This is a genomic window from Pararhizobium sp. DWP1-1-3 (assembly GCF_049896125.1).
In the GTDB taxonomy this organism is placed as follows: Bacteria; Pseudomonadota; Alphaproteobacteria; order Rhizobiales; family Rhizobiaceae; genus Pararhizobium.
Map to the genome: position 1 here is coordinate 421,892 of NZ_JAFCTR010000001.1, position 18,788 is coordinate 440,679.

Genomic DNA, 18,788 nt, shown 5'->3' on the forward strand with positions numbered 1-18,788 from the left:
CAGTGCAGGGTCTTGTGGGGCCTGGGCAAGGGCTTGCGGGGCCAAAAAGGGCTTTTGTTACAATTGCGTAATGATGCCATTCTAGCATTGCCTGCAGTGCAGCAAAAAGAGATAGTTGCCGCAATATCGGGCTTCGCGCGCCAGAATGGCCGAAACCCGCTTAATCAATTGGAGTTTTGCATGCGGCTTTGGAAGCAGCTTTTGATCTGTCTGGTCATTCTTGCCGTCGGCCTTGGCATCTGGGTTCGCTTCGTGCCGGGGGCCGGTGCGATGCTGGCCAAAGCCGGCGTGCCGCAGACGCTGCTTGCCTATGTTGCGAAACCTGCGGATGCCGCCAAACAAGGCGAAGCGCAAGGGCAGGGTGGCCAGAACCAAGGCGGGCGCGATCAAGGTGGCGGTGCGCCGCTTGTCGTCATGCAGCCGGCCGATACCGCTGTCGTCAACGACAGGCTGAATGCCATCGGCAGCGGCGAAGCCATTCTTTCGGTCAGCGTCACGCCGCTGGCGACCGGCAACCTTTCGGAAATACTGGTGAAATCGGGCGATCGCATCGAGAAGGGGCAGGTCATCGCCAAGCTCGACAGCGACGAGCAGAAGATTGCCGCGGCCCAGGCCAAGGTCGCGCTGGACAGCGCCCGCGAAAAGGTCGAGCGCAACCGCAAGCTTGGCAATGCCGTTTCGGTCGCCATCTTGCGCGAAGCCGAATTTGCCATGCAGGCCGCCGAACTGGCGCTGCAGACGGCGGAACTGGATTTGAAGCGCCGCGATATCGCGGCTCCATCCGGCGGCATCGTCGGCATCATCACCGCCCATCCGGGCGATTACGTCACCACATCGACGTCCATCGCCGTGGTCGATGATCGCTCGCAGATCCTCGTCGATTTCTGGGTGCCGGAGCGGTTTTCGACCAAGGTCGAGGTCGGTCAGGATATTTCGGCGACCGCCATCGCGCTGCCAACCTCGGAGCTTTCCGGCGTTATCGACGCCATCGACAACCGTGTCGATCAGGCCAGCCGGACGCTGCGGGTGCGGGCGCGGATCGACAATCCGGATGATACGCTGCGGGCCGGCATGTCGTTTTCCGTTTCGGTGCGGTTTGCCGGCGACACCTATCCGACGGTCAATCCGCTGGCGATCCAGTGGAGCGCCGACGGGTCTTTCGTCTGGCGTGTCGAGGACGAGAAGTCGCAGCGGGTTCCGGTCAAGATCATCCAGCGCAATTCCGACAAGGTGCTGGTCGATGCAAAACTGGCCAAGGGCGATGCCGTGGTGATCGAAGGCGTGCAGCGGCTGCGTGATGGCGGGGCGGTTCGCATCGCCGGAGAACCGCGGCAAGAAAAACAAAAACCGCAGCAGGCCGACCAGGAACAGAAGGTTTCCGAGGCGGAGGCGGCGAAATGAGCGGTGGTTCCGGACACAAGGGTACTGGCAGCACAGCCGGCTTCACAGCGCTTTTCATCCGCCGGCCGATCTTTGCGCTTGTCGTCAATACACTGATCATCGTTGCAGGGCTTGCGGCGTTGAACGGTATCGAGATCCGCGAACTACCGCAGGTCGACCAGCCGGTGGTCTCGGTCAACACACAGTTCGACGGTGCTTCGCCGGAAACGGTGGACCGCGAATTGACCTCGGTGATCGAGGGTGCCGTTTCGCGCGTGCAGGGTATCAAGGATATATCCTCGACCTCGCAATACGCGCAGAGCCGCGTCACGCTGCAGTTTTCCGATACCACCGATATCGGCCAGGCCTCCAACGATATCCGCGATGCGCTCGGCCGGGTGAGCAACCAGTTGCCAGAGGATGCCGACGAGCCACGCATCGTCAAGGCCGATGCCGACAGCCAGCCGATCATGCGGCTGGCGCTGACGTCGGATACGCTGTCGATGGAAGACCTGACGCTTCTGGCTGAAAACGAGGTCACCGACCGGCTGGCCGCCGTCGAGGGCGTTGCCGACGTGCAGATCAACGGCGATCAGGAAAAGATTTTTCGCATCGACATAAACCAGTCGAAGTTGGCCAGCCGCGGCCTGACCGTCGCCAATCTGCGCACCGGCCTTGCCAGCGCATCACTGGACGTACCGGCGGGGTCGCTCACCAGCGCCAATCAGGATATTTCGGTGCGTGCCACTGCCGACCTGCAGACGCCGGAACAATTCGAAAACCTCATTCTCGGCAACAATGTCCGCCTCGGCGATATCGCCACGGTGACGCTCGGGCCTGATATCGGCACATCATCGCTGCGCTCGGATGGCCGCCAGGGCATCGGCCTTGGCATCATCCGGCAGGCGCAGTCCAATACGCTCGATATTTCCGTGGGCGTGAAGAAGGCGGTGACCACCATCGCCGAAATCCTTCCTAAGGGAACGCAGCTGAAGGTCACCAGCGATGACGCCGTGTTCATTGAAGGCGCGATCCACGAAGTCGAGATCGCGCTGGCCGCTTCGGTCATCATCGTCACGTTGGTCATCTACATGTTCCTGCTCGACTGGCGGGCAACGCTTATCCCAACGCTGACCATGCCGATCGCGCTGATCGGCACCTGCGCTGCGATCTACATGGCCGGGTTCTCGATCAATATCCTGACGCTTCTGGCCATCGTTCTGGCGACGGGACTGGTGGTGGACGACGCGATCGTAGTCTTGGAAAACATCGTGCGACGGCGCGGCGAGGGCATGGGGCCGCGTGCTGCCGCCGTGCACGGTACGCTCGAAGTGTTCTTCGCCGTGATCGCCACCACGGCGACGCTTGCCGCCGTGTTCGTGCCCCTGTCGTTCCTGCCGGGGCAGACCGGCGGGCTGTTCCGCGAGTTCGGTTTCGTGCTGGCCTTCGCCATTCTCCTGTCCGCCTTCGTGTCGCTGACGCTTTGCCCGATGCTGGCGTCGCGCATGCTGAAGCCGCATGCCGAAAACCATGGCCATACCGGCTTCATGGGCCGGATCGGCGCGTTTGCGGCGTCATTCTACAAGCGCACGCTGCGGGCCTGCCTCAATTCGCCGCTGATCGTCTTCATGGTCGCCATCATGGTGACGGCTGCTGGCGGCGGCGCTTTCACGCTGCTCAAATCCGAGCTGACGCCCACGGAGGATCGCTCGCGCATCATGGTACGGATCCAGGCGCCGCAAGGCGTGTCGCTGGAATATACCCAGGCCCAGATGCGCCGGGTCGAGGATGGCCTGAAGCCGCTGGTCGACAATGGGGAGATTGCCAATGTGTTTTCCGTGTCCGGCCAAGGCGGATCGGTCAATACCGGCTTCATGGTGCTGACGCTGGCGCCCTGGAGCGACCGCGATCGCACGCAGCAGCAGATTTCGGCCGATATCACCAAGATAACGGCAAACATTCCCTCGATCCGCGCCTTCCCGATCCAGCCGAACAGCCTTGGCATCCGTGGTGCCGGCAACGGCCTGCAGGTAGCGCTGGTTGGTAATGATTATGCCAAGCTCGGCGATGCCGCGTCCAAGCTGGTGCGGCAGATGGAAGACAGCGGCCGTTTCGAAAACGTGCGGTTGAACTACGAGGCCAACCAGGCGCAGTTGTCGGTGACGATCGACCGCGAACGGGCATCCGATCTCGGCATCGATATTGTCGGCCTGTCGGCAGCGCTGCAGGCCATGCTTGATGGCAACAGCGTGCTCGACGTGTATGTCGAGGGGGAATCCTATCCGGTCAAACTGTTGTCGACGACCAATCCCGTCAACGATCCGACCGACCTGCAGAATATCTTCCTGAAGACCGGCGATGGCAAGATCGTGCCGATGTCGACCATTGCCACAGTCGAGGAAAAGGCCGTTGCGCCGCAATTGTCGCGCGAGCAGCAGCTTCGTTCCGTGTCGCTGTCGGCGGGTCTGACCTCCGGTATCGCGCTCGGTGATGCACTGACCATGGTCGAGCAGATGGCCGAACCGCTCTTGCCGCCGGGCTCGCGCGTCGTGCCGCTGGCAGAAGCCGCGACCCTGGACGAGAATGCCAATGGCATGTTCGTCACCTTCGGGTTTGCGCTGGTTATCATCTTCCTGGTGCTGGCCGCGCAATTCGAAAGCCTGATCAGCGGCCTGATCATCATGTCGACCGTGCCGCTCGGTCTTGCCTGCGCCGTGTTTGCCATGCTGCTCACCGGCAATACGCTCAACATCTACAGCCAGATCGGGCTTGTGCTGCTGGTCGGTATCATGGCGAAGAACGGCATTCTGATCGTTGAATTCGCCAACCAGTTGCGTGACCGCGGCGAGGACCTGCGCTCGGCGATCGAGAACGCGGCGAATATCCGGCTGCGTCCGGTGATGATGACGATGATCGCCACCATCGTCGGTGCGGTGCCGCTGGTGCTGGCAAGCGGCGCTGGTGCGGAAGCCCGTGTGGCGCTCGGCTGGGTGCTGGTTGGCGGTCTCGGGCTTGCGACCATTGTGACGCTCTATCTGACACCCGTCGCCTATCTGGTCATCGCCCGGTTCACCAAGCCGCAAGTCGATGAGGAGCGGCGGCTGCAGAACGAGATGCAACATGCCGAGACGCTGCCATTGGCAGAAGCCGCCGAATAGAGGCTCGGCGGCAAACCAGGCGTTTGCCGTCATCTTCTGCGTCCGCCTCTACGCCGGTGCATAGGCTATTTCTCCCCTGTGTCCGGACTGTCTCACTTTGTCGCAATTCTTTGCTAAACTCATCACTTACCGGATGAGGTTCTGGACAAAGTGATTCCGATTTGCACAGTAGAGCGTTGAAATCTAAGAATTTCCGCTATACGGCGCGGTGGTTCGGGGGAGAGATATGGCGCTGAAGGCGATCAAGGCGGGCATCCGCAACGAAACCGGCATAGCTGCAGCACTGCAGTTGATGAGCGAACGGTTTGGCGATCGATTCCAGACCGGGCAAGCTATTCGCGGCCAGCACGCGCATACGACCACCTATATTCCGGCTCAGCTCCCAGATGGCGTCGTTTTTCCGGAGAGTTCGGCCGAGGTCGAGGCGATCGTGGCGATTGCCAGCGAGCACCAAGTTCCGCTGATTGCCTTTGGTACCGGCTCATCGCTGGAAGGCCATATCAACGCGCCGCATGGCGGCATCAGCGTCGATATGAGCCGCATGGACAAGGTGCTGGAGGTCAATGCCAGCGATTTCGATTGTACCGTCCAGCCGGGGATCACCCGGGAAGCGCTGAATGTCTATCTGCGCGATACCGGCCTGTTCTTTCCGATCGATCCCGGCGCCAACGCCTCGATCGGCGGCATGGCCTCCACCCGCGCTTCGGGGACCAATGCCGTGCGCTATGGCACGATGAAGGACAATGTGCTGGCGGTGACGGCGGTGACAGCAGCCGGCCGGGAAATCCGCACCGCTCACCGCGCCAAGAAATCATCGGCCGGTTACGATCTCACCCGTCTGTTCGTCGGGGCGGAAGGCACGCTCGGTATCCTGACCTCCGTTACGTTGAAGCTGCAGGGCATTCCGGAACTGATCGCCGGCGGCGTCTGCTCGTTTCCATCGGTCGGGGACGCCTGCAACACGGTGATCCTGACGATCCAGTCTGGCATTCCCGTGGCGCGCATTGAGCTGCTCGATGCCTTGCAGATGAAGGCGAGCAATGCCTATTCAGGGCTGACTTTTGCGGAAGCGCCGACGTTGTTCGTCGAGTTTCATGGAAACGCCGAAAGTGTCGCGCTGCAATCCAAGCAGTTTGCCGAGATTGCCGCGGAGTTCGGAAGTTCGCAATTCCAATGGACTGCCAATACCGAGGAGCGCAATACGCTGTGGAAGGCACGGCATAACGCCTATTGGGCGCAGAAGAGCCTGGCGCCGGGATTGGCCATTCTCTCCACCGATGTCTGCGTGCCGATCTCGCGGCTTGCCGATTGTGTCGAGGCGACCCATGAGGATATCGCCGCACACGGCCTGATCGCGCCGATCGTCGGGCATGCGGGAGACGGCAATTTCCACGTTGGCCTGCTGTTCGATGACAAGGACGACGCCGACATTGCCAAGGCGGAGGCCTTTGTCGCGCGGCTCAACAGGCGGGCGCTGGACATGGATGGAACCTGCACCGGCGAGCACGGCATCGGCCAGGGCAAGATGCCTTTTCTCCAGGATGAACTCGGCGATGCGCTGGATCTGATGCGGCAGGTCAAGCGCGCGCTCGATCCCGGCAATATCTTCAATCCCGGCAAGATTTTTGCCATGTGAAAATGACGGCTGGATGGTAAGAAGTGGTAGACGCCCATAAGGGCGCTATCTTCTGCGGTAGAATGGGATAGGGCTTTCAACTGGTGCTTTCGCGAATTCTGGTTTTTGTCGGTGGTCTTCTGGTCGTGGCGCTGTTTGCCGCGCTGATTGCGCCGCTGTTCGTGGACTGGACCGACTTCCGCAAGGATTTCGAGCGCGAGGCAACCCGGATCATGGGCAAGCCCGTGGTCGTTCACGGCAGTGTCGATGCCCGCCTCATTCCCTTTCCCTCGGTGACCCTCAATGACGTGCGTGTCGGCCAGTCGGAAACCGGCGAACCACTGATCCAGGTCGCGCATTTTTCCATGGATGCCGAGCTTGCTCCATTCCTCTCCGGCGAAGCGCTGATCTTCGACATGCGGTTGGAGCAGCCCAAGGCGAAAATCCGCCTCTTGCCGGATGGCACGCTGGATTGGGCGCGGGGCCGCAAAGCCTCCATTCCCGCCAAGACCGTGATCCTTGAAAACGTCGCCATCACCGGCGGTCAGATCGATTTCATCGACGAGCAGACCGGCCGGACACGGCACGTCACCGGGCTTGAGGCCGATCTTTCGGCCCGCTCGCTGGCCGGTCCCTGGAAGGTGGAGGGCCGTGCCGCACTCGACGGCGAAGCCGGCAGCTTTGCCTTTTCCAGCAGCCAGGCAGATGAAACCGGTTCGCTCGGTCTCCGGTCGCGCCTGACGCCTGACAAGCGGCCCTTCGGCGTCGAGCTCGACGGTGACCTGAAGATCGTCGATTTCAAGCCTGTGTACCAGGGCAAGTTTACCCTGACGGAAAACAAGCCGGCGGAAGCACAGAAAGCGCAGGACAAATCGGCAGCCCTACGGGTGACCGGCGGGTTCGAGCTGACCAATGAGCGCATTCGCGTGCCCGATTACCGGCTGGAGATCGGTCCCAAGGACGATCCTTATCTGGTGACCGGCGAGGCGACGCTCGATACCGGCAAGGAGCAGGAATTTCTGCTTCTGGCCGACGGACAGCAGATCGACGTCAGCCGCATCGGCAATGCAGGTGCTGCCGGCAAGACCGGCCGCGACCCGGCTATTTCGGTGCGCCAGAGACTTGCGGCAATCATGGCGATCGCAGCCGATATTCCAATCCCGCAGGTACCGGGCCGGGCGAGCCTGAAACTGCCGGCAATCGTCATCGGCGATACGACCGTGCGTGACGTGAGGCTTGATCTGCGGCCCGACGGGGCAGGCTGGATGGTCGATAATGCCGTTGGTCAACTGCCCGGCCGCACGCAATTCGAGGCCAAGGGGCGGTTGCAGCTGACAGGCTTGCGCGCCTTTCGCGGCGAGATGCTGGTTGCGTCCAACCAGCCTTCGGGTCTGGCGACCTGGCTTGCGGGCTCCGTCGATCCAGCGATCCGCAAATTGAAGACCGCCGGTTTTTCGGCGACGGTGAACCTGACGGATACCTTGCAGCAGTTCGAGCGGCTGGAGGTGGCGGCGGGGCCTGCTGTCTTGCGCGGCCGTATCGAGCGGCAGGCACCCGAGGGCGCGCGGCCGAACCTGTCGCTACAACTCAACGGCAATAGCATCGATCTGGAAGCGCTGCAGGCGCTGGCCGGTCTGGTGGCCGGCGACGCCTCCACCGCGACGCTGCTATCGCATACGATCGCGGCGGACCTTTCGGCGGATAAATTCTCCGCTTTCGGCGAGGATGCCAGCGACGTGCAGCTGGTGGCAACGCTGAAGAACGGGCAGCTGCAGGCGGAGCGGGTATCGATCGGCGATATTGCAGGCACGCAGCTGGCGCTGTCGGGCCGGATGAGCGGCGAAATGATTGCGCCGGTGATTTCGGCCAAGATGAAGCTGGCATCGCCGGATATTACCCCGTTCCTGAAGATGATCGAGCGCCATGCCGAAGCGCATCCGGCGCTGGAGCGGCTGGTGAAGAGCGGCCCTTATTACAGCAATACGGCACTGGACCTGACGCTGTCCGCCGGCAGCCAGGACGGCAAGGCGCCGGTGACATTCGGTATTGTCGGCTCGGCCAACGGCACCAAGATCGCCGCCAATTATCAGGCACCGGATATCGCGCAGGCCCTTGCCGGGCAGGGCATCCTCTTGGAAGCGACGATGGAAAACCCGTCCACGCCGGTTCTGCTCGGCCAGGTCGGTTTTGATCCCTTGCCGTTCGACGCGGACGAGAATGCCATCCTGTCGGTAAAGCTGCAGGGTACCGATGGCCAGAAGGCCAATGCCGGCCTGACGTTCACGACGGCCCGCACTGCCCTTTCTGCCAACGGCGATATTGATCTTTCGCGCGATAATTTTTTGTCCGGTCAATCGAAGATCTCGCTCGAAAGCCAGGATTTCGAGCCCTTCCTGTTGTTGCAGGGGATCGGTTTGCCGCAGATGGGAACCGGCCTGCCGCTGGCTGTGAAGGCGGATGTAGCGACGACGGCCGATGCCGTCAGCCTGTCATCGATCGAGGGCAAGGCGGACGGCAACGCTTTTTCCGGCACGTTTGCGATCGACCGGAAGATGCCGGGCAAGGCGACAGGCCAGATTGCATTCGACACGCTTGATATGGCCTGGGTCGGCGAGGGCATTCTTGGCCCCGTGCAGGACGCTGCAAGCGGCGATCTGTCCGAATTGCCTGTGGTTCAGCCGGCCTGGAGCGGGCTCGATGTGGCTGTCGATATCTCCGCCAAACGCTTCTGGCCGGGTATATATGGGGCTGTTTCCGATATGTCCGGCAAGCTTGCCTGGAAAGGCGACCAGATTGCGATCGACACGATCGCCGGCAGCTGGCTGGGCGGCAGGATCGATGGCCGCCTGCTGCTTGGCAACGGCGATGGCTCCGGCTTTTTCCAGACCCGGCTTAACCTCAAGGACGGCGATCTGGCTGCTGCGGTCTGGAAAACCGGCGGTGCGGCTGTTGCCGAGGGAAAATTCGATCTGACGCTGGCCCTTGAGGCCTCCGGCAAGACGGCACGGGCCATGGCGGAATCGGCAAGCGGATCGGGGACGGCGACGCTGCGCGATACGATCGTTCATGGCCTGAACAGCGCCGCGCTGCCGGATATCATGGCTGCGGCAGATCGGATCGACGGCGATATCACGCCGGCTTCGGTCATGCCGCTGGCCGAAAAGGCCGTTCTGGCCGGGCAGACGGCTTTGGGGGCGGTGACGGTGCCGTTCAGCATCGCCGGCGGCACGTTGCGGGCACAGAACGTCACTGCAGGGGATGCTGCTGCCAATCTTTCCGGAAATCTGGAAATCAGCTTTCCCGACGAACGGATGACTGCGGATGTGGCGGTCGATTTCCGTCCGGGCGAGGAAGCGCTTACGGGCGCCGAGGCGCAGGTGAGCCTCGACTATGCCGGACTTCTGCATTCGCCGGGCCTTACATTCGACGCCACGGATATGTCGAATTTCCTGTCGCTGAGAGCCTTTGAGCGCGAACGCCGCCGCGTCGAGACGCTACAGGCAAACGTGCTTGAAAAACAGCGGCTGCGCCGTGAGGTGGCGCTCTACAAGGCCAATGCGGTCGAGCGCGAGGCGGCACGTCTGCGGGCCATCGAAGAGCAACGCCGGCGCGAACTGGCTGCGGAGGCGGCTGCGCGGCAGAAGGCAGAGGCCGATGCACGGGCGCTTGCCGATAAAAAGGCGGCGGACGAGGCCGTAGCTGCCAAGGCGGCCGAAGACGCTGCCCGAAAGACCGATGAACAAAGGAACCAGAGCCTTTTGCCGTTCGATCCGACAGGCGGTGGTGTACAACGTGTCGATCCAGCTGCACCTCAGGGTGGGATTCTACAACAGCCCGCCGAGCAGTCGCCGGTCATCCCGACACCGCAGCAAGGGCTTAATTTTGAAGCATTGCCGGGTGTGCGGCCGCAATAGGCTTTCCAAGATCATCGCTAGGTGAAGGCGGTCGCGGCATTCAGGCAGGTTCACGTTTTAGCGGCCTTGATCCAGTTCAGCACGTACACCCTGAGTGCCGAGGACAGGTTGCTATCGGCCGGGCGGGCGTCATCGATCTGTGCAATGAGTTGTGCGAGCGGCATCTGCCGGCCTTCTGCAATTACCTTCAACTCCTGCCAGAACGGTTCCTCCAGCGAAAAGCTGGTGCGATGACCGTGCAGGGTCGCAGAATGCTTGCGGATCACGATGTCGCCTCAGAAAATGAATCACCCTTCTTTGAAAGCGATTCCGGAAATTGGGCTTATCTATTGATTTCGTTGGAGATGGAGGGCGACTGAGGACCTCAGGGGCGCTTATCCGGTGGCGTCTCGCGCTTACCCTGGTCGAGGGCTTTGCCGGCCTTGTCGTTGAGCGCCTTGGTCAGCTGTTTTTCGACCTTCGTCCGGCCGAAGGAGATACGGTTCTGATCCGCCGTCTTGTCCTTCTCCGTCCGCGCCTTCTGCTTGCGGAACTGACGGAGATTGACGACGTTGCCGGTCATGATGAGCCTGTCTGCAGTTGGAGTTTCAGTTCTTCTTGCGGAAGGAATCCAGTGACACCACCGAGCCGCCTTCCTTCTTGCCATCATCGCCGGTCTTGCCATTGTCACCGGTTTTGGCTTCGGTGTCCTGCTCGTCGGACTTTTCCGCTGCGGCGACCGGATAGGCGGTGATTTCGGCGGTTTCTTCCTCGTCAAAGGCCGCGACATCGAACTCAAGCTCGAAATTGACGGACGGATCGTAGAAGCCGCGAATGGCGTTGAACGGGATAACCAGTTTTTCCGGCGTATCGGAGAAAGAAAGGCCGATTTCGAACAGCGTTTCGGTGACCTTCAGGTCCCAGAACTGATGCTGCACGACGATCGTCATCTGCTCGGCATATTTGGCTTTAAGATGCTGGGAAATGCGCACGCCAGGCGCGCCGGTGAGGAATGTGATGAAGAAATGATGATCACCGGGAAGGGCGCCGGTTGCTGCGACTTCGATCAGGACCTTGCGAATGACGCTGCGAAGCGCATCCTGCGCCAGAATGTCGTAGCGGATATGGTCTTGGCCCATAAGATCCCCGTCTTTCTTGTAACTCAACTCTGTCACACTTATGCCATTTGCTCTGTACGCAGGAAAGTCCCGACATACGAGTCATTTGCACCATCTATAGACCATTTCAAGGCAACCGAGAAGGCGGCGTCGATGGGGAGAGGGTCGTGCGGAGATGGGAGAAGTGGAGGTTTCTGTTGCCAGGTACCTCCGAACCCCGCCTTACGGTGCGAACCGCAAGGACTTGATTTGAAGTGTCACACTGCGATTAAGCAGCGAGACGAGCTTCCGCATAGTTGTCGTTTGCAACTACAATTTTAGCCCGATAACGGTGGTACAATGCCGAGCAAAAAGTCGATCTTTACACCCTTGTCGATCCTATTTCGCCCCCATCAAAAGCCGGTCCGTCTTTCCTGACATGTAAGTCACGGCCGACCGGTTTTTGGTGGAGGCGCCGGGTACCGCCCCCGGGTCCAATAGGTTTATTTCATCGCCTGTTTATCACCATAGCCGCCCGAAGACGGCAACTGTCATATAGGTCCTAAACTGCGCCAAGAAAAGGGCCTTTGCGAAAATACAATAAGGCTTCGCACGCATCGGGTCCGGATGGCTCTTGACATGCTCGCCAAGCGTGAAAAAACTCGTGTTGCGTATCTTTCATCAGGAAGAGTGCGGGCGTGAAGCCAAACCGTGTGAGGAGACACCATGACGGATTATCTCGCAGATGTGAAAAAATACGATGACGCCGCCGATGAGGCCGCAGTGAACAAAATCGTCAAGCATCTGGGCATCGCATTGCGCAACAAGGATTCCGCGCTCGTCTCCGCCTCCGACCCGACGGAATTCGACCGGGTCAAGGAAAAATGGTGTGGCAAGAAGCTCGGCGTCACCGGACCGGACGCCGACGCAGCCGTTAATGCGGTTGCCAAGACAATGGCTGGGGATCGTTCGAAGTCGCGTGTGACTTTCTACTACCTGGTGGCCAAACATCTCGACAAGCTGGCGGTGCTCTGATCATTCGCAGCATTTGAAGTCGAGTTTGGGGAAACCCGGTATTTACCGATTGGTTCGCCGCCGCCTTGCGCCTATTTTACCCCAAACGAATCGGCGGCGGACCCTATGAAACAGTATCTCGACCTCTTGCGCCATGTCATGGAGACAGGCTCGGACCGCGGCGACCGCACCGGCACCGGTACGCGGTCCGTCTTCGGTCATCAGATGCGTTTCAACCTCGGCGATGGCTTTCCGGTCCTGACGACGAAGAAACTGCACCTCAAGTCGATCATCCATGAACTGCTCTGGTTCCTGAAGGGCGATACCAATATCGCCTATCTCAAGGAAAACGGCGTTCACATCTGGGATGAATGGGCCGACGCCAACGGCGATCTCGGGCCGGTCTATGGCTACCAGTGGCGCTCTTGGCCGACCCATGACGGCCGGCATCTCGATCAGATCGTCGCCCTTGTCGAGGGGCTGAAGAAAAACCCCAACTCGCGCCGTCATATCGTTTCTGCCTGGAACCCGGCACTGATCGACGAGATGGCGCTGCCGCCCTGCCATTGCCTGTTCCAGTTCTATGTGTCGGACGGAAAACTGTCCTGTCAGCTCTATCAGCGCTCCGGCGACGTGTTCCTGGGCGTGCCGTTCAATATCGCCTCCTATACGCTGTTGACGCTGATGGTGGCGCAGGTCTGTGATCTTCAACCCGGCGATTTCGTCCATACGTTCGGCGACACGCATATCTATCACAATCATTTCGACCAGGTCCGCGAGCAGTTGGCCCGCACGCCGAAGGCATTGCCGAGGATGATCATCAATCCGGATGTAAAAGACCTGTTTTCCTTTCGTTTCGAAGACTTTGAGCTCGTCGGCTACGAACCCGATTCACATATCAAGGCACCGGTTGCGGTGTAACCGCAATGATGACACTGTCACGGCACAGGATGACCTGAGGTTGAACGGTCGAGGAGGACCCCATGCTGACGTTGATCCATGCGCCGCGATCGCGCTCATCGCGAATCATCTGGCTGCTCGAGGAATTGGGGGCGGAGTATGAGATCCGCTATGTCTCCATCCGCCGCTGGGATGGCTCGGGCGGACCAGACGAAAACAATCCGCATCCGCACAAACAGGTTCCGGCGCTTCTGCACAATGGCGCGCTGATCACCGAGTCCACCGCCGTCACCCAGTACCTGGTCGAACTTTATCAGGAGTCGGAACTGGGCCGCCCGCCGGGGCATCCGGAACGCGGTGCCTATCTGTCCTGGCTTGCCTATTATGCCGGCGTGATAGAGCCGTCCGGTAGTGCCTTCCTGTCGGGTGTCGCTGCCGCCAATCCTGCCCTTTTGAAGGTGTACGAGGACATGTGCATGCATGTGGTGGAGACGCTGACCAAACAGCCGTTTCTTCTGGGCAACACGGTCAGCGCCGTCGATCTCCTGCTGGTCAGTGCGCTGACATGGATGCGCAAGCTGTTGCCGGACAGTCCGGTAGTCGATGAATATGTGCAGTCGATGATTGCACGCCCGGCGCTTGCCCGTGCCAGCGCGATCGACGTCAAGCCGGATGGATTTCATGACTGAGCCGAAAATGAGCATTGTCGTCGCGGTCTCCGCCAATGGCGTGATCGGCAGGGACGGCGGCCTGCCGTGGCATCTGCCCAGCGACCTCAAGCGGTTCAAGGCGCTGACGCTCGGAAAACCGGTGATCATGGGGCGAAAAACCTGGGCCTCGATCGGAGGCCCGCTTCCGGGCCGTCCCAATATCGTCATCAGCCGGGATGCGCATTTCGCACCGGAAGGGGCTATTGCCGTTCAATCTCTGGAGGCGGCGCTGGTTGAAGCGCGCAGATCGGCGGCCGAGCTTGGTGTCGATGAGGTCTGCATCATTGGCGGTGGCGAGATCTACCGTCAGGCGATCGATCTTGCCGATCTCCTGCATGTCACCACGGTTGCCGCCGAGATCGAAGGTGATACCCGGTTTCCCGTGATCGATCCCGCTGTTTTCGAAAAGATCGTCGACGAACCCCTGCCGCGAGGCGAGAAGGACAGTCACGCCATGCATTTCTCGACTTGGCGGCGGAAAAGCTGAGCAATGCTAACTATTTTGCCGGATTTACGGTGAAGTTGGATGCATCGCGTTGAAAGCCGTTCTGGACATACCTATAACGGGTTCACATCATGGCTCGCGGCACGTCCGGGGGGCATTGATCTCGGAATTTTTCTATAGAAGAGGTATGAATGCCCTGGAGCAATCAGAACGGCGGCGGCGGTGGCCCTTGGGGCGGCGGCGGCGGTGATAACAAGGGTCCTTGGGGCCAGGGGCCGAACCGGCCGCGTGGCGGCGGCGGTGGCCGTGGCAATGGCGGTCCTCCAGACCTCGAGGAAATCTTCCGCCGGGGTCAAGACCAGCTGAAAAGTGTGGTTCCGGGCGGTTTCAACGGCGGTGTCGTTGCGATCATCGGCCTTCTGATCGTCGGCTTCGTCCTGATGAATTCGATCTACACCGTCCAGCCGGACGAGCGCGGCGTCGAGATGCGTTTCGGCAAGCCGAAGGACGAGATTTCCATGCCGGGTCTGCATTACCACTTCTGGCCGCTTGAAACGGTCGAGATGGTCAAGATCACCGAGCAGCAGCAGAATATCGGCAACAGGGCAGGCGTTGGCGATCAGGCCGGCAGCGGCCTGATGCTGTCTGGCGACCAGAACATCGTCAATGTTCAGTTTTCCGTGCTGTTTTCCGTGACCGATCCGAAGGCCTATCTCTTCAACGTCGAGGATCCGTCCGACACGCTGCAGCAGGTTGCCGAAAGCGCCATGCGCGAAGTCGTCGGCCGTCGTCCCGCACAGGACATCTTCCGCGACAATCGTCAGGCGATCGCTGCCGACGTGAAGACCACGATCCAGGCGACGATGGATGCCTATGGTGCCGGCGTCTCCGTCAACACGGTTGCTATCGAGGATGCAGCACCGCCGCGCGAAGTGGCAGATGCGTTCGACGAAGTACAGCGTGCCGAGCAGGACGAAGACCGGTTCGTCGAAGAAGCCAACCAGTATGCCAACCAGGTTCTCGGTAAGGCCCGTGGTCAGGCAGCCCAGTTGCGCGAAGAAGCGGCCGCTTACAAGGGGCGTGTCGTCAAGGAAGCACAGGGTGAGGCGCAGCGCTTCATCTCGGTTTACGACGCCTATTCCAAGGCCCCCGATGTGACGCGCAAGCGCCTCTATCTCGAAACGATGCAGGGTGTTCTCGGCAAGTCCAAGAAGGTCATTCTCGACGAGAAGAACGGCCAGGGCGTCATGCCTTATCTGCCGCTCAATGAAATCGGCAAGCCCGCGCAGTCGGGAGGGGCCCAGTAATGACCAATCGTCTTCCCTATATCCTCATCGGCCTCGCGCTCGTGCTGATGGCGGTCTATTCCTCCGTGTTCATCGTCAACCAGCGCCAGCAGGCAATTGTCGTGCGTTTCGGTCAGATCAAGGACGTCAAGACCGAACCGGGGCTCTATTTCAAGCTGCCGTTCGCGTTCATGGATGCCGACCGCGTCCAATATGTCGAAAAGCAGGCCCTGCGCTTCGACCTCGACAATATCCGCGTTCAGGTCTCCGGCGGCAAGTTCTATGAAGTCGACGCTTTCGTCGTCTACAAGATCGCCGATGCCCGCCGCTTCCGCGAAACGGTATCCGGTGATCGCGCTTCGGCCGAATCGCGTCTTCGCACCCGTCTCGATGCCTCGTTGCGCCGGGTCTACGGTCTGCGTGGTTTCGAATCGGCGCTTTCCGAAGAACGTGCATCGATGATGCGCGAAGTCCGGGCCGACCTGAAGACAGACGCCGAATCGCTCGGCCTCAACATCGAGGATGTCCGCATCCAGCGCACCGACCTGACGCAGGAAGTTTCGCAGCAGACGTTCGAGCGGATGAAGGCTGAGCGTTTGGCGGAAGCCGAACTGATCCGTGCCCGTGGTAACGAAAAGGGCCAGACCCGCCGCGCCGTCGCTGACCGTCAGGTTGTCGAGTTCGTTGCCGAAGCGCAGCGTGATTCGGAAATCCTGCGCGGTGAAGGCGAAGCCGAGCGGACCAGCGTGTTTGCCGATGCTTTTTCCCGCGATCCGAAGTTCTTCGAGTTCTACCGCTCGATGACCGCCTATGAACAGGCAATCGGAAGCCCTGACACCACGCTCGTGTTGTCGCCGGACTCGGAATTCTTCCGTTATTTCAACAGTTCGGATGGTGCACCCGCTCCGGCCGACACTCAGCCCGCTGCAGGAAACTGATCAGCGAAATGAGTGACTTTCTGACGGGAATTGCTTTTTTCCTGATCATCGAGGGGCTAGTGTACGCACTGGCCCCTTTGGTTTTGGTGGAAATGGCAAAGCGTTTGCCCCATATACCAGAGCAACAGTTGCGGCTGTTCGGGCTCGTTTCCGTCGTCATCGGCGTCGCACTTGTCTGGATGGTGCGAGGATAGGACATGACACATAAATTGCTCATTCGATTGGTGGACGCAGAATATGCGATCACGAGGCTCAAAATCGGAACGCCGCTACCCGATTGGCTACCGGGCGCCGGCTTCTGGGCCGTTTCAAGTTCGCGCGAGGAGATGACGCTTGTCTGCCGGGCGGCGCGCATCCCCTCCAGTATCCAGTCGTCCGGCGGCTGGCGCTGTTTCCGCATCGAACAGCATTTCACTCTCGATATTCCCGGCATTCTTGCCTCCGTGCTGAACCCGCTTTCCGAGGCCGGCGTCGGCATCTTCGCCAATTCCACCTTCAGCACCGATTACATCTTCATCATCGGCTCCGACCTCGACAAGGCCCTGGCGGCGTTGAAGGCGCATGGTCACGAACTGATGAATTGAGGGGCTGGCCCAGGCGGACCTTGAGACGCTGACGAAAAGATGACTGGACGCGTTCCAAATCCGCCTTATCTTCGAACAGATTATACGCCACCTTGCACGGCATGGAGGTTGACGCAAAGCCAGCCTCGCAGTTGTGACCGTCCATATGACGCACTTTTTTGCCGGTCGGTCTTAGCGGCCTGCCTTCCCAAATCGAGAGGACCCCATGGGCTTGTCCATCCGCGCTTCCTTCTTCCGGTCCGTCACGTTCGCTGCAAGTGCTACGCTGCTGATGAATGCGGTACCGGTGCTGTCGTCCGTGGCGCATGCGCAGACCAAGGCACCGTTGCAGACACAGCAGGGTCCGGAATCGGTTGCCGATCTCGCTGCCGGCCTGCTCGATGCGGTCGTCAATATCTCGACCTCGCAGAAGGTGAAAAACGACGACGAGGCACCGATGCCGCAGGTGCCGGAGGGATCGCCGTTCCAGGATTTCTTCGACGAGTTTTTCAAGGGCAAGGGCGGCGAGGGCGGTAGCCGCCAGCGCACCGTCGATTCGCTTGGTTCCGGCTTCGTCATCGATCCCTCAGGCATCATCGTCACCAACAATCACGTGATCGAAGGTGCCGACGATATCGAGATCAATTTCGCCAACGGCACCAAGCTCAAGGCCAAGCTGATCGGCACGGATACCAAGACCGACCTTGCCGTGCTGAAGGTCGAACCGAAGAAGCCTTTGACGGCGGTTCCGATCGGTGATTCCAGGCAGATGCGGATCGGCGACTGGGTGATGGCGATCGGCAATCCGTTCGGTCTCGGCGGTACGGTGACGGTCGGTATCATTTCGGCGCGCGGCCGCAACATCAATGCCGGCCCCTATGACAATTTCATCCAGACTGATGCTGCGATTAACAAGGGCAATTCCGGCGGCCCGCTCTTCAATATGAAGGGTGAGGTCATCGGCATCAACACGGCGATCATTTCGCCCACCGGCGGCTCGATCGGGATCGGCTTCTCGGTTCCGACGGAACTTGCCAGCAACGTCATTTCCCAGCTGAGGGAGTTCGGCGAAACCCATCGCGGCTGGCTTGGCGTGCGCATTCAGCCGGTGACGGGAGATATTGCCGAAAGCCTGAAGATGGACACGCCGAAGGGCGCGCTCGTCGCCGGGATCATCAAGGGCGGTCCGGTCGATGGCGGCGAGATCAAGACGGGTGACGTGATTCTCAAGTTCGATGGCCGGGATGTCGTCGAGATGCGCGATCTGCCGCGTGTGGTCGCCGAAAGCCCGGTCGGCAAGGCCGTCGATGTGGTGATCGTGCGCGACGGCAAGGAAATGACCGTCAAGGTGACGCTCGGCCGTCTCGAAGACGGAGAAAACCTGGCCGAGGCAGAGGCGGCAAAAGCCCCTCAGGCTGACGAAGGCACCGACCAGGCCGAGCCTCCGGCCGCCGAATTGCCGGCATCCGATGTAGTGCTCGGCATGAAGCTTGCCATGCTCGATGCCGATAGCCGCAAGACCTATGGAATTTCCGAGGATGTCGAAGGGGTCGTCATCGCCGAGGTCCAGCCGCAATCGGCCGCTGCCGAACGGCGGATCGCATCCGGCGACGTGATCGTCGAGATCGGCCAGGAAGCGATGAAGACGCCGGAGGATGTCTCGGCCCGGATCGAGGAACTGAAGGCGGACGGCCGGCGCAATGCGCTTTTGATGATCGCCAACAAGACCGGCGAACTGCGATTTGTCACGGTACGGATGGAATAATTTTTCGCCTGAAGGCGATGAAGG

At 60.4% G+C, this 18,788-nt stretch carries 16 protein-coding genes and 1 other RNA gene; 13 read left to right on the forward strand and 4 right to left on the reverse strand.

The genetic code is table 11. The features are described from left to right. The first annotated feature begins 180 nt into the window (after positions 1-180). The 4 genes from ACP7BS_RS01920 (at position 181) to ACP7BS_RS01935 (ending at position 10,067) form a co-directional block, all read left to right on the forward strand. On the forward strand, positions 181-1,401 hold the full coding sequence (locus ACP7BS_RS01920) for an efflux RND transporter periplasmic adaptor subunit (RefSeq protein WP_426235671.1): 1,221 nt from the start codon (positions 181-183) through the stop codon (positions 1,399-1,401). Then, positions 1,398-4,538 carry an efflux RND transporter permease subunit gene (locus tag ACP7BS_RS01925; RefSeq protein WP_426235673.1) on the forward strand — a complete coding sequence of 1,047 codons (3,141 nt, stop codon included), beginning with the start codon at positions 1,398-1,400 and terminating at the stop codon, positions 4,536-4,538. The genes ACP7BS_RS01920 and ACP7BS_RS01925 overlap by 4 nt, the downstream gene beginning before the upstream one ends. Before the next feature lie 226 nt (positions 4,539-4,764). Then, complete coding sequence (locus ACP7BS_RS01930; protein ID WP_426235675.1) at positions 4,765-6,174, forward strand: FAD-binding oxidoreductase; 1,410 nt, start codon at positions 4,765-4,767, stop codon at positions 6,172-6,174. 83 nt (positions 6,175-6,257) lie between these two features. Further along, positions 6,258-10,067 (forward strand): AsmA-like C-terminal region-containing protein, encoded by a 3,810-nt coding sequence (locus ACP7BS_RS01935; RefSeq protein WP_426235677.1) that lies wholly within the window; start codon positions 6,258-6,260, stop codon positions 10,065-10,067. Positions 10,068-10,117: 50 nt separating this feature from the next. Here ACP7BS_RS01935 and ACP7BS_RS01940 read toward each other — a convergent pair whose 3' ends face one another. From ACP7BS_RS01940 to ssrA, 4 genes are all read right to left on the reverse strand, one after another. Then, a complete protein-coding gene (locus ACP7BS_RS01940) occupies positions 10,118-10,333 on the reverse strand; it encodes a ribbon-helix-helix domain-containing protein (protein ID WP_426227737.1) in 216 nt (71 codons plus the stop codon). 98 nt (positions 10,334-10,431) lie between these two features. Continuing rightward, a complete protein-coding gene (locus tag ACP7BS_RS01945; RefSeq protein ID WP_426235679.1) occupies positions 10,432-10,629 on the reverse strand; it encodes a DUF4169 family protein in 198 nt (65 codons plus the stop codon). A gap of 25 nt (positions 10,630-10,654) precedes the next feature. Further along, entirely contained in the window at positions 10,655-11,185 is a 531-nt protein-coding gene (locus tag ACP7BS_RS01950; protein WP_426235681.1) for an SspB family protein, read from the reverse strand. Between the two features lie 162 nt (positions 11,186-11,347). Beyond that, positions 11,348-11,728, reverse strand: a transfer-messenger RNA (tmRNA) gene (gene ssrA, locus ACP7BS_RS01955). Positions 11,729-11,869: 141 nt separating this feature from the next. Between ssrA and ACP7BS_RS01960 the strand changes: the two genes are divergently transcribed. The 9 genes from ACP7BS_RS01960 to ACP7BS_RS02000 all read left to right on the forward strand — a co-directional run bounded on the left by ACP7BS_RS01960 (position 11,870) and on the right by ACP7BS_RS02000 (position 18,764). Beyond that, positions 11,870-12,178, forward strand: a complete 309-nt coding sequence (locus ACP7BS_RS01960) for a DUF2853 family protein (RefSeq protein WP_426235682.1) — start codon at positions 11,870-11,872, stop codon at positions 12,176-12,178. Positions 12,179-12,283: 105 nt separating this feature from the next. Further along, complete coding sequence (locus ACP7BS_RS01965; protein ID WP_426235684.1) at positions 12,284-13,078, forward strand: thymidylate synthase; 795 nt, start codon at positions 12,284-12,286, stop codon at positions 13,076-13,078. Between the two features lie 62 nt (positions 13,079-13,140). Then, positions 13,141-13,746 carry a glutathione S-transferase family protein gene (locus ACP7BS_RS01970; protein ID WP_426227747.1) on the forward strand — a complete coding sequence of 202 codons (606 nt, stop codon included), beginning with the start codon at positions 13,141-13,143 and terminating at the stop codon, positions 13,744-13,746. Beyond that, on the forward strand, positions 13,739-14,254 hold the full coding sequence (locus ACP7BS_RS01975) for a dihydrofolate reductase (protein ID WP_426235686.1): 516 nt from the start codon (positions 13,739-13,741) through the stop codon (positions 14,252-14,254). Before ACP7BS_RS01970 ends, ACP7BS_RS01975 begins: the two co-directional genes overlap by 8 nt. 149 nt (positions 14,255-14,403) lie before the next feature. Next, positions 14,404-15,519, forward strand: coding sequence for an FtsH protease activity modulator HflK (hflK, locus tag ACP7BS_RS01980; RefSeq protein ID WP_426227751.1), 1,116 nt, complete (start codon positions 14,404-14,406; stop codon positions 15,517-15,519). Next, the gene (gene hflC / locus ACP7BS_RS01985; protein ID WP_426227753.1) at positions 15,519-16,436 is read left to right on the forward strand and encodes a protease modulator HflC; all 918 of its coding nucleotides are present in this window, start codon (positions 15,519-15,521) and stop codon (positions 16,434-16,436) included. Before hflK ends, hflC begins: the two co-directional genes overlap by 1 nt. An 8-nt stretch (positions 16,437-16,444) precedes the next feature. Then, on the forward strand, positions 16,445-16,630 hold the full coding sequence (locus tag ACP7BS_RS01990; RefSeq protein WP_037096230.1) for a DUF2065 domain-containing protein: 186 nt from the start codon (positions 16,445-16,447) through the stop codon (positions 16,628-16,630). Between the two features lie 3 nt (positions 16,631-16,633). After that, on the forward strand, positions 16,634-17,020 hold the full coding sequence (locus ACP7BS_RS01995) for an ACT domain-containing protein (RefSeq protein ID WP_426235688.1): 387 nt from the start codon (positions 16,634-16,636) through the stop codon (positions 17,018-17,020). A gap of 205 nt (positions 17,021-17,225) precedes the next feature. Next, positions 17,226-18,764: a DegQ family serine endoprotease gene (locus ACP7BS_RS02000; protein ID WP_426235690.1), complete on the forward strand. Its 1,539-nt coding sequence runs from the start codon at positions 17,226-17,228 to the stop codon at positions 18,762-18,764. Positions 18,765-18,788 lie beyond the last annotated feature (24 nt).